5 protein-coding genes and 3 tRNA genes are annotated in these 6,964 nt (G+C 37.7%); 5 read left to right on the forward strand and 3 right to left on the reverse strand.

Translation table 11 applies throughout. The features are described 5' to 3' along the window. Positions 1–98: 98 nt before the first annotated feature. Positions 99–1,124, reverse strand: coding sequence for a 16S rRNA (guanine(1207)-N(2))-methyltransferase RsmC (gene rsmC / locus H5092_RS04305; protein ID WP_182673995.1), 1,026 nt, complete (start codon positions 1,122–1,124; stop codon positions 99–101). A gap of 62 nt (positions 1,125–1,186) precedes the next feature. Beyond that, positions 1,187–1,912 (reverse strand): tRNA (guanosine(46)-N7)-methyltransferase TrmB, encoded by a 726-nt coding sequence (gene trmB / locus H5092_RS04310; protein WP_007582957.1) that lies wholly within the window; start codon positions 1,910–1,912, stop codon positions 1,187–1,189. A 161-nt stretch (positions 1,913–2,073) separates the two neighbouring features. Between trmB and mutY the strand changes: the two genes are divergently transcribed. Together mutY and H5092_RS04320 are read left to right on the forward strand one after the other, a co-directional pair. Further along, positions 2,074–3,135 (forward strand): A/G-specific adenine glycosylase, encoded by a 1,062-nt coding sequence (gene mutY / locus H5092_RS04315; protein WP_182732952.1) that lies wholly within the window; start codon positions 2,074–2,076, stop codon positions 3,133–3,135. A 35-nt stretch (positions 3,136–3,170) separates the two neighbouring features. After that, the gene (locus tag H5092_RS04320) at positions 3,171–3,443 is read left to right on the forward strand and encodes an oxidative damage protection protein (RefSeq protein WP_002962543.1); all 273 of its coding nucleotides are present in this window, start codon (positions 3,171–3,173) and stop codon (positions 3,441–3,443) included. A gap of 47 nt (positions 3,444–3,490) precedes the next feature. On the opposite strand, the gene H5092_RS04325 is transcribed toward H5092_RS04320, so the two are convergent. Further along, a complete protein-coding gene (locus tag H5092_RS04325) occupies positions 3,491–6,268 on the reverse strand; it encodes a hybrid sensor histidine kinase/response regulator (protein ID WP_182732953.1) in 2,778 nt (925 codons plus the stop codon). A gap of 331 nt (positions 6,269–6,599) precedes the next feature. Here H5092_RS04325 and H5092_RS04330 point away from each other — a divergent pair. From H5092_RS04330 to H5092_RS04340, 3 genes are all read left to right on the forward strand, one after another. Then, positions 6,600–6,675 (forward strand) — tRNA-Phe (locus H5092_RS04330). 71 nt (positions 6,676–6,746) lie between these two features. Further along, positions 6,747–6,822 (forward strand) — tRNA-Thr (locus tag H5092_RS04335). Positions 6,823–6,873: 51 nt separating this feature from the next. Further along, a tRNA-Phe gene (locus tag H5092_RS04340) sits at positions 6,874–6,949 on the forward strand. Positions 6,950–6,964 lie beyond the last annotated feature (15 nt).

The following is a 6,964-nucleotide window of genomic DNA, read 5'->3' on the forward strand; positions in this document are numbered from 1 at the left end:
AGACGTGGAAAAATGAAGGAAAAAAACTAAATTAATTCTTATATTTATTCGAAAGTTAGCTTGAGCACGTTTGTGCTCAATCATTTTACAAATTTAAATTAGCTGCTATATACAGCAAATTTATTGTTCTTAAATACAGTTTGATAGCTTTCAAACTGAGTTTCTAAAATAGGCGGGTACTTTAAAAAGCTGTTAGCAACAATATTTAGCTTCCCTAATTTAGTTAAATGCTGTTTTGCATTAGCTAAAAATGTTTCTGCTACTGTGTAGTCGGTTGCAATACCTGTATGAAAAGGTGGATTGCTAATAATTAAATCAAACTTGCCATTAATGCTTTTAAGGCCGTCACTTAATATAGCCTCACCATTGATGTTGTTAAGCTTTAGGGTTTGCTGTGTTGCGTAAGTTGCCAGCGCACTTACATCACTACACACAAACTCAAGTGCTGGATTATGAAGCCCTAAAAAAGTTGCTATTAAACCAGCGCCACAACCAAAGTCGAGAACTTTGCCTTGCTTAATTGTCGGTGCGTTTTCCAGTAGAACTTTCGTTCCTATATCTAAACTACCGTGATTAAACACTCCAGGAACACTAATAGCTGTAAATTCAGTGTCGGCAACATTAACAACAAACTTTTTATGGTAAGTCGTAATATCAAAGTGAGGGTGCTTAGAAATTTCAGCAAATGAGTAAAGAACGCAGTGCTTAGCTGAATCAATCTTGTTACTAAACTCAGCCTTACCAGCTAATTGCTTTTCAATTGACTTAACACCACTTTTGTTTTCACCTACTACTAATAGTTCGGCATCATCAGTAATAGCAGATCGAATATTATCAAGTGCCATTAATAACTCTGGTTTTGATTTAGGGTAGTAAAGAATAACTAAATCGTAGTCGTTACCAGGTATTGTGTGGCTTACATGAACATCAACATCTTTGGTGTTCTTAGCAAACTCTCCGTTAGCATGGTTGTAGCTAAACGCAGTTACTTTGCTTTGCGGATTAAGTTTTTTAAGCTCTGTTAAAAAGCCATCTTGAACAAAGTTGACCACCAAGATAGATTTGCCCGTTAGTGCTTCGCTATTACGAAGTAACAGTAAACTTGGGTTGGTTAGTACGCTCATAAATGGCTTTGCCTTACAGTATATTTAGTTTTATAAAAGTAAAAGTGAGTAATTAAATTTAATTATTCTGTGCGCTCAAACATTAAATCCCACACGCCATGACCTAGGCGATGTCCGCGTTGCTCAAACTTAGTAAGCGGGCGCAAATCTGGACGAGGAACATAATCATTTGTTTCTGATTGGTTTTTAAAACCAGGAGCTACATTCATTACTTCGAGCATGTGCTCTGCGTAGTTTTCCCAGTCTGTTGCCATATGAAAAACGCCACCCATTTTAAGTTGGGCTCTTAGCTTTTCAACAAACTCAGTTTGTACAATACGGCGTTTGTGGTGACGCTTTTTATGCCAAGGGTCAGGGAAAAATAGTTGTAGTGTTGTTAAGCTTTCATTAGGTATGCAATCTGCAAGTACTTCAACTGCATCGTGTTCAAAAATACGTAAGTTGGTAATGCCTGCTTCATCGGCATCCATTAAACAAGCACCAACGCCTGGGCGGTGTACTTCAATACCGATAAAGTTTAGGTGAGGGGCATTTGTTGCCATTTCGACAAGCGACTTACCCATACCAAAACCAATTTCTACTACTACATCGTTGTTGTTGCCAAAAACTTCGCTTAAATCAAGCATACCGTTTTTATGCTCTAGGCCCATTGTTGGCCAGCATTTTTCGATTGCAGCGGCTTGGCCTTTGGTTAATCGACCTTCGCGTTTTACAAAACTGCGAATGGTGCGGATGTATTTACCTTCTTGCTTAGCTTGCTCAAGGTTAGTGTTGCTTGATTCACTCATATTATTGGCCTGACAAAAACAATGTGTTTAAAAATGGTTGCATATTATCCCTGACCGAGGCCGCAATCACAAGTATTAGCTGGTTTTACACCCCGTATAGCTTGATCTTTTTGTTAACTGCAATAGACTGAGCCGCCATTGGGCATCAGTAAAAGTTAAAAATGTTGGATTTAAATAAAGAACAGTCACACTGCTTTTCTAATCAAGTTGTTGATTGGTATCACCTTCATGGGCGTAAAACACTCCCGTGGCAGCTAGGTAAAACACCTTATAAAGTGTGGGTGTCTGAAGTAATGCTGCAGCAAACCCAAGTTATTACTGTTATTCCATACTTTGAAAAGTTTATGCAAAGCTTTCCAGATATTATCGCTTTAGCTGATGCGGATGAAGACTTAGTACTGCATCACTGGACTGGCTTAGGGTATTACGCTCGTGCGCGTAACTTACACAAAACAGCTAAAATAGTGCGTGACAAATACCAAGGTGAGTTTCCGAAAACACTCGATGAAGTAATGGATTTACCTGGAATAGGGCGCTCTACTGCAGGGGCTGTTTTATCATTGTCGCTTGGGCAGCATCACCCTATTTTAGATGGGAACGTGAAGCGAGTTTTAGCGCGCTATTTTATGATTGAGGGCTGGTACGGCGTTAAAAAGGTCGAAAACCAGCTTTGGCATTTATCAGAGCAGTTAACGCCTAAAGATAATGTTACTGAGTTTAATCAAGCTATGATGGATTTAGGGTCGAGCGTTTGCTCACGCAGCCGGTTTGATTGTGAGGCTTGCCCATTAAACTCAGGCTGTGGTGCTTTTAATGCAGGTAAAGTAAAAGAGTTTCCACATTCAAAACCTAAAAAAGCAGTTCCTAAAAAGAGTTGTCATCAGTTAATTATTCAGTGTGGTGATAAAGTGCTTATGGAAAAACGTCCTAACAGCGGTATTTGGGGCGGATTGTTTGGCTTTTTTGAATTTAATGAGTACGAAGAGCTTCAAATATTTTTAGCTCAGCAAGGCCTAGAGGCTAGTTTAGTAGAGCTTGAAGCGTTTATTCATGTGTTTTCACATTTTGAATTGAGGATTAACTCACATGTGCTTAATGTTAAGAAAACTCCTGATGTGGTAAACGATAAGCAATTAATCTGGTATCCGCTTGATCAATCAATAGAGGTTGGCCTAGCAGCACCAACTAAAAAGTTGGTTAAACAAATTACAGCAATAGTATAGAATAGCCCCATATTTAGCGTTAGAGAGAATCAATCATGGCACGTACAGTATTTTGTCAAAAGTTACAAAAAGAAGCCGAAGGGCTTGGCTTTCAGTTATACCCTGGTGAAATTGGTGAAAAGATTTTTAATAACATCTCTAAAGAAGCGTGGGCTCAGTGGCAACATAAACAAACAATGCTTATTAACGAAAAGCATTTAAATATGATGGACCCAGAACACCGCACATTTTTAGAAGAGCAAATGGTTGGTTTTTTGTTTGAAAATAAAGATGTAGAAATTGAAGGTTATCGACCGCCTGAAAAGTAATGTTTTAAATAAAAAAAAGGGCTATTAAGCCCTTTTTTTATGTTTATTTATTCATTTAACTCATCTTCTTGCTCAGATATTTTAATTTGTTCCTTTAAAAATTGAGCAGCTTTAGAGTATTCAATTTCCAGCTTATCTCTTAACTCTATTAATTCATCGGTTGTGAGTTCACCTTCTTTACATTTATCTTCAAATGCACTTGAAAGTTCTGCCACCGTTTGGGCACCAATTGTCTTGGAGATCGATTTTAATTGATGACACCCTTCAATAATCTCATTTAAATCGTTAACCATAACGCCGGAATTAATACTCTTAATTAAGCCTTGGCTTTGTTCTAAATACATTTTGAAAAAACGAATTTGCTTAGCGTCATCACCGTTTACATATTTGGCAACAGCTTCCATATCAATAGGTAGTGCCATAGTTTGATGAATAACTACATTTGGGTTTTGGCTTTGTTTATCGCTCCAACGTTTTAGAGTTTCTTCTAACGCGTTTAGCTCTATAGGTTTGGTAATGAAGTCGTTAATACCTACTGCTAAACAGCGCTCTTTTTCGCCTTTAAGTGCGTTTGCTGTTACTGCAATAATGTAAGGCTGTGCATCAATCGATTCTAATAACTCTGCTTCATTACGGATTTTTTCGACCATATCGTAACCCGACATTTTAGGCATGTGTAAGTCGGTTAAAATAAGTGAGTAATCACCTTTTCTCCACATATCTAGACCTTCTTCACCGTTGTTAGCTATTTCAACGCCAAAGCCCAGTATATGTAGTTGATCGGTGAGGACTTGTTGGTTTAGAAGGTTATCTTCAACAAGCAAAACCAATTTGTTTGAATTACGTGCCTGCTCAACATTTAAATAGTTATTAAGTGTTTTGGTTTTTTTAATTTGCTTAGGTGTATGTAACCCTGCAGCCACCAATATAGAAAGCATAAAGTTAGATTTACATAGAGGAGAAGCATTAATATAAAAAATGTTTTTATGATTTATAGCTGCTTCATCAAGCTTACTTAGTACAACAACTTGTTGGTTATAGTCCTCTAATGAATAAAATAAACGTCTTAGCAGCGCATTAGTTTTATCCATATTGTCTATGCCATCAGCCACCCAAATAATATCTTGTGAATGCTGGTGCTCTTCAATTTCTTCTTCTGTGTGTGCATAAATTATTTTAGCGCCCATGAACGATAAATAACGGTACATTGTTTTTTCACGTTCTAGGTGATTACTAACTACAACAATTTGCTTACCATTTAATGCACCTTTATGTGCGTACTTAATTTTACCCGATGTGCTAAACGGCAGCTCTACTGTAAATTCACTGCCAATTCCGGTATGACTAGTTACATGAATAGTACCTAGCATAAGCTCAGTTAAGCTTTTACAAATAGAAAGACCTAAACCGGTGCCACCATATTCTCGGGTAATTGAGTTTTCGGCTTGAATAAATGGATTAAATATTTCGCGTAATTGCGCCTGCGACATGCCTTTACCGTTATCAGTTACGCAAAAGCGTAAGGTAAAGTGATCAGTGGTATTATGAACCACCTCTACTGATATTTTTACATGGCCTTGGGTTTTTTCATCAGTGCTAGTGAATTTAATTGCGTTGCTACATAGGTTATAAAGCACCTGACGTACACGCACACTATCACCGGTAAGGTTGACTGGAATATCTGGTGCTATTGCTAGTTCTAAATCAAGCTCACGTTTTTTAGCAACTGATGAGAGCACTCGAGCAACTTCTTCAATGGTATCGGTTACCGAAAATGGGATCGGGTCAATATTTAGCTTTCCAGCCTCAATTTTAGAAAAATCTAAGATATCATCTAAAATGCTCAATAAAGAAAATGCTGATTCACGAATAATTGTACTTAAACGATGTTGAGCGCCATCAAGTTCGGTCTGGCGCAGTAAATCAATAGTGCCTATAACACCATTCATCGGTGTTCTTATTTCGTGGCTCATTGTGGCTAAAAAGGTCGTTTTGGTTTCGCTTGCTCGCTCTGCTTTTAATGTGGCTTGCTCAAGCGCTATAGTACGATTTTGCACTTCGGCTTCTAGGCCATTTTGTAATTTATAAAGCTCTTTTTGTGCGGCGTCATTCTCACTCATCGCAGTCTGTACTTTTTGTAGCAGTAAGTTAATGTTTTTTGCCACTACACCTAAACCAATATCAAGCTGCTCATCAACACTACTATTGTAATTAGCATTTTCGGTGATTGCCTGCAGCTCTTGTGTAAGAGTGTCAGTACTTTTTCGTAAGCGACTATTAATGTACATATTAAACATTAAAGTAAATATAAATAATGCAGCTACGCTTGCTATCGCAATAATGTAGGCAATAACTTGAGAGTTTTGAGCGCTTAAAGGAGCGGTTGGTAGGTTTTGCTTAATAATAAGCTCGCCAATAGGTTGATCGTTTAACAGCAGTAAGTGATGTAGGATGCCTTCTTCTACTAGATGCTTTTCAGTTTTAATTGAAGCGATAGCAGGTTTACTGCTGCTATATACCAACTGAGTATCTGATGTAGCATTGAAGCGATATAGAGTATATTCAAAGTCATCATCTAATAACGACGTTAAATCAAGTAACTGCCTTACTTTACCTTGACCATACATAGTTAATGCATCAACCATAGGTAAGTCTAATCTATCGGCAAGCGTTACAATATTAACAGATGATGCAGGTTGGGCTGTCTTAACTTCAGTTTGTGAATAAAATGAGTGGGCAATAATAGCAAGCGCTGTTACTGCAATATTTATGATTAAAAAAAGAGGTAATAAGCCTTTGACTGGCGATGAAAATTTACTCTGCATTGATAGTGTCCAATTGATGTGATTTTACTACGATAAGTCCCTATCGTACGTATCTAAGCTAATCGTAACATTTACAAAAAATAATTCACTACGGTTTTAGTCTGATTTATTTATATTTATAGTTCGATTTGTGGTAAAAATGAACGTTATTAATAAAAAATACACTGAGTTGTCTGAAAACCGTTCAAACAGTTATAAAGAATAAAAAAAAAGTTGACTTGTAAGGGCAAAACTCGTTTAATACGCCGCACGCCCAGATAGCTCAGTCGGTAGAGATGAGTGGGAATTGCATTAAAAATACTTTAAGATTTTTAATTAGCACTGTTTAAGTGCCTCGATAGCTCAGTTGGTAGAGCAGAGGATTGAAAATCCTCGTGTCCCTGGTTCGATTCCGGGTCGAGGCACCATTTATTAAAGTAGTGGTGTTTAATCAACAGTTTAAACATTATTACGCGTGCCTTAGCACACAGTTTTGTGTGCCGACTTAGCTCAGCTGGTAGAGCAACTGACTTGTAATCAGTAGGTCAACCGTTCGACTCGGTTAGTCGGCACCATTTATATAAAGTTAATTGTAAAGTATAACAATTAATTAGCACAGTTTATGTGCCTCGATAGCTCAGTCGGTAGAGCAGAGGATTGAAAATCCTCGTGTCCGTGGTTCGATTCCGCGTCGAGGCACCATTTACTTTAAGTTCT

It is taken from the genome of Pseudoalteromonas sp. SR41-7 (assembly GCF_014163935.1).
Lineage (GTDB): Bacteria > Pseudomonadota > Gammaproteobacteria > Enterobacterales > Alteromonadaceae > Pseudoalteromonas > Pseudoalteromonas distincta.